Genomic DNA, 4,299 nt, shown 5'->3' on the forward strand with positions numbered 1-4,299 from the left:
TTTTAAGGTTGTTAATTTTGTTTACTGCAAATTCAAAATACACGAACTTTTAGGGGGTGGCAAGTTATTTATATAAAAATTAAGTAAAATCAAATGGTAGCTGTCTTAGATATATAAAAAACTTTGACAGTACCAAAAGAAAATAGGGGGGAACGTTATGAAAAAGAAAATCTTAATTATTGGAGGAGTGGCTGGTGGAGCTTCTGCAGCTGCAAGGCTTAGAAGACATAGCGAGGAAGATGAGATAATTATGTTCGAAAGGGGACCTCATGTTTCCTTCTCAAATTGCTCTCTTCCATATTATTTAAGTGGAGTTGTGGAAGAAGCAGAGGACTTAGTGCTTATGGATCCTGAACTGTTTTTAAAGCAATACAATATTGATGCAAGGGTAAATTCTGAAGTAATATCCATTGATAGGCTGAATAAAACTGTGAGAGTAAAGAGGACTGATAAGGAAGAAGAGTATACCGAAACTTATGATAAGCTTATATTATCTCCAGGAGCATCACCCATTGTACCAAAGCTAGAGGGTATTGATCTGGTTAATTTATTTACAGTGAGAAATGTGGTTGATATAGCCCGGTTGAAGGAATTTGCAAAGGAAATGCCCTCTAAGGACATTACGGTAATCGGCGGAGGGTTTATTGGTGTAGAAGTTGCGGAAAATCTTAGTGAAGGGGGATATAAGGTTACCTTAATAGAAGCAGCAAATCAAATCCTAAGACCTTTTGATTATGATATGGTTCAGATTTTCCATAAAGTATTAATGGATCATCAAGTAGACTTGATTTTAGGTGATAAGGTTGAAAGGTTTGAAAAGAATAAAGTAATCTTAGCTTCTGGTAAAGCTGTGGATACTAGTGCAGTTGTTATGGCTATTGGTGTGACACCAGAAACATATCTGGCTAAGGAAGCTGGTTTACAAATTGGAGAAACAGGTGCAATTGCAGTAAATAAGAATTATCAAACCAGTGATCCTGATATCTACGCTGTAGGTGATGCTATCGAAGTTTATCATGCCTTAACTCATACTAAGACAAAGATATCTTTAGCAGGTCCAGCGTTAAAACAAGCAAGATCTGTTGCTGATCATATCAATGGTAAGACTACATTAAATAAAGGATATATAGGATCATCAGCCATAAAGGTGTTTGAATATAATGGAGCATCTACAGGATTGAATGAAGGCTTAATTAAAGCTCTTAACATGAATATTGATTATGATATAGTTCGGATTATTTTATCTGATAAGGTAGGACTTATGCCAGATGCAGCACCAATGCATTTTAAACTACTATTTGAAGTGCCTACAGGAAAAATTTTAGGAGCTCAAGCAATCGGTAAAGGTGATGTAACAAAACGAATTGATATTATTGCTACTGCAATAAAGTACGGTGGAACTGTAGAAGACTTAAAAGATTTAGAATTAAGCTATGCCCCACCATTTTCAACAGCAAAAGATATTGTGAATTATGCTGGTTATGTTGGATCAAATCTTCTAAATGGAGCTTATAAGCAAGTAAATGTTGATAAGGTAAGAGAATTGGTTGAAAAAGGCAGTACTATTATAGATGTTAGGGAAACACATGAATATAAGAGAGGTCATATAAAGGGTGCCATTAACATACCTTTAAGTGAACTACGGCATAGAATCAATGAAATTCCAAGAGATAAGCCAGTTTATTTGCACTGCAGAACTGGACAGAGAAGCTATAATGCAACTTTAGCTTTACAAAATATAGGTTTTGATAATATTATTAATATAACTGGTAGCTTTTTAGGCTTATCATTTTATGAATACTATAACGACAAAGTTTCTAATAGAGAACCTATAGTAACAGAATACAACTTTAGATAAGTAATTCTAAAAATAGTTATTGTTAAAGCAGCCCATTCCTAGGTCTATTAGTGATTAGATACAGATATTTATGAATAGATTGATGGAATGGGTCAATGTATTATAAAGGAGAGATGGAATGTTAGGAGCAAATAATGTTAGTTTTATATTGGTGTTTTTAGAAGGATTATTATCCTTTTTCTCACCTTGTGTTATCCCCTTAATACCTCTTTATATGGGATATCTGGCTGGAGGAGGCAAGAAGGTTGATGATGATGGTACCATTACATATGATAGAAAAAAAGTATTTCTCCACACCCTGTTCTTTATCTTAGGTATATCTTTTAGCTTCTTTATCTTAGGTATATCTTTTACAACTCTTGGTAGGTTTTTCAACAGTCATAAGCTGCTCTTTACTAGAGCTGGTGGAATCTTAATCATCTTATTAGGATTGTTTCAAATAGGTGTTTTAGACTTTACCTTCTTGCAGAGAGAAAGAAAAATTCATATGAATTTGATGAATAAGGAGATGAATCCTTTAATTGCTATCATAATGGGATTTACCTTTAGTTTTGCTTGGACACCTTGTATAGGACCTGCCTTATCTTCTGTTTTGATTATGGCCTCAGGAGCTAAAACATCTTTTGCAGGATACATGCTGGTATTTGTATATGCCATAGGTTTCTTAATCCCATTTCTAATCCTTGGTTTATTTACCAGCCAGGCTTTAAATTTCTTAAAAGCCAAAAGAAAGCTTATTAAATATACGGTGAAAATCGGTGGAGCCATTCTCATTATCATGGGAATAATGATATTAACAGGATGGATGAATGGCATATCGGGATATCTGAATTCTAGCAGCAGTAAGAATTTAAATAAGGGGCAAGTGGAAGATCGTAATTCAAGTGGTAATAAGGATTCTGCGTCAAATAATGACAAGAGCTCAGAAGGTAAAAGCGATACAGATAAAAAAAGACCTACAATTCCAGCCTTTGATTTTACCTTAACAGACCAATATGGCAATGAACATACACTTTCAGATTATAAAGGAAAGGTGGTATTTCTAAACTTTTGGGCAACTTGGTGTCCACCTTGTAGGAAGGAGATGCCAGATATTGAGGAATTGTATAAGGAATATAATTTCAATAAGGATGAAGTTGTATTTTTAGGAGTTGCTAATCCTTCCAGTAAAGACTATCCCAATAATCAGGATGTTGAAAAAGATGATATAATTTCGTTTTTAGAAGAGAATGGATACAGCTTTCCAACAGTATTTGATGAAAGTGGAGAAGTGCTGCATAATTACAATATATCAGCCTTCCCAACAACCTTTATGATTGATAAGGAAGGAAACATCTATGGATATGTTCCAGGTATGATGACCAAAGATATTATGTTAAATGTCATTGAAGAAACTCTTAAAGGATCAAAGTAGAGAAATCATCTTAAATTACTTTAAAAGATGCACTGATGCAGTTAGATTCACTGAAATTGCATGGCTTGATAATTTTAAAATTTTTATAAATCTTGTTAATAGAGCAAGAAAGGAAGGATTTACTTCTTTTCTTGCTCTTTTAATTATTAAAAGCAAGTTACACAAGTCGTCTTAATTTTTCTTTATCTAGAATGTGTATAACACCTCTTGATTGCTTAAGAATTCCATCAGCTTGGAATATTTTTAACATCCTAGATACAACTTCTCGGGCGCTTCCAATATATTTTGCTATTTGCTCTTGGGTAATATTAAGAACAGAAGAATTTGATTTTGCCATTTCATCTAATAAGAAGATAGCAAGTCTCTTATCAAAGCTCATAAAAAGAATCTGTTCCATTGCCCACATTACATCGGAAAAACGATCAATGGCATTCTTATAGGCAAAGTTCTCAACATAAACATTATCTTCACACAACTTACTAAATACATCTATTTTCAGAATATATAATTCAGTATGTCCCTCAACATCTATATGGACATCAAAGGTGATATTTTTTAAAACACAGGAAGCGGACAGGATACATATATCTCCTGGCGATAGACGATATAAGGTAACTTCTCGACCATCTTCTGATAAGATATAAACCCGTAAGCCACCCTGTTTAACAAGTATAACACCACGGCATTCATTGTCGCTGCTATATAAATTGTAGCCATCTGAATAAGCTGCTTTCACAATATTATTTTCAACTATTCTTCTTTGTGTAGGGGTTAATTTATCCCAAAAATCCAAATGAGATTGGACATATGTTAATTCATTTTTATCTAACATCTTCTTCCTCCAATGGACATTCATGAGTAATATTTTTATCTTAACTTTGCACTTTAGATGATTAGTATACTCCATTCTTTATAAGTAAACAATAACTCTGTAACTAATTCTTTTGAGAGATGTTGAATAAGGCAACAGCTTCATCAAGCTTTTCTAGATATTCATTCGTAAGAAGAGTTTTACGAATCATATTAA

At 33.5% G+C, this 4,299-nt stretch carries 3 protein-coding genes; 2 read left to right on the forward strand and 1 reads right to left on the reverse strand.

Going from position 1 to position 4,299, the window contains the following annotated elements:
* The first annotated feature begins 157 nt into the window (after positions 1-157).
* Together N3C_RS14480 and N3C_RS14485 are read left to right on the forward strand one after the other, a co-directional pair.
* Positions 158-1,858, forward strand: a complete 1,701-nt coding sequence (locus N3C_RS14480; protein WP_074366702.1) for an FAD-dependent oxidoreductase — start codon at positions 158-160, stop codon at positions 1,856-1,858.
* 118 nt (positions 1,859-1,976) lie between these two features.
* The gene (locus N3C_RS14485) at positions 1,977-3,272 is read left to right on the forward strand and encodes a cytochrome c biogenesis protein/redoxin (RefSeq protein WP_074366703.1); all 1,296 of its coding nucleotides are present in this window, start codon (positions 1,977-1,979) and stop codon (positions 3,270-3,272) included.
* 157 nt (positions 3,273-3,429) lie between these two features.
* Here the strand turns inward: N3C_RS14485 and N3C_RS14490 are convergent, their stop codons facing one another.
* Positions 3,430-4,104, reverse strand: a complete 675-nt coding sequence (locus N3C_RS14490; protein ID WP_074366704.1) for a Crp/Fnr family transcriptional regulator — start codon at positions 4,102-4,104, stop codon at positions 3,430-3,432.
* Between the last annotated feature and the right edge of the window lie 195 nt (positions 4,105-4,299).

This window comes from Clostridium sp. N3C, from assembly GCF_900095445.1.
Lineage (GTDB): Bacteria > Bacillota > Clostridia > Clostridiales > Clostridiaceae > Clostridium_AU.

Bases quoted from the DNA above. Each gene is read 5' to 3' on its own strand.
- N3C_RS14485 (WP_074366703.1), top strand. From the start codon at position 1,977: ATGTTAGGAGCAAATAATGTTAGTTTTATATTGGTGTTTTTAGAAGGA.
- N3C_RS14490 (WP_074366704.1), bottom strand. From the start codon at position 4,104: ATGTTAGATAAAAATGAATTAACATATGTCCAATCTCATTTGGATTTT.
- N3C_RS14480 (WP_074366702.1), top strand. From the start codon at position 158: ATGAAAAAGAAAATCTTAATTATTGGAGGAGTGGCTGGTGGAGCTTCT.